The 223-nt window shown below is 49.8% G+C and carries 1 protein-coding gene; it reads right to left on the bottom strand.

What is annotated here, in order from left to right; genetic code table 11:
• Positions 1–193: hypothetical protein (locus AC6CHM_RS25225; RefSeq protein WP_498176100.1), on the bottom strand; the 193-nt coding region annotated here is incomplete at its 3' end.
• Between the last annotated feature and the right edge of the window lie 30 nt (positions 194–223).

The following is a 223-nucleotide window of genomic DNA, read 5'->3' on the forward strand; positions in this document are numbered from 1 at the left end:
ATTGCGGTGAACACGACAGTAAAGTCACGATCAAAGCGATAACAAAGACAATCGCAATCAAAGCCCGGTCGATAGAAACTGTCTCCCGTTCGCCAGATCGTTCGATGATCCCCAGCGACTGCTCCATGTCTGCAAGTGTTGGACCAGTATCCTTGAGTGCAACGGTGCGTCCGGGAATAACGATGCGCTGCATAGCATTTAGGTCTGTATTGTACCAAGGGAT

Source organism: Phyllobacterium sp. GQ127 (assembly GCF_059758635.1).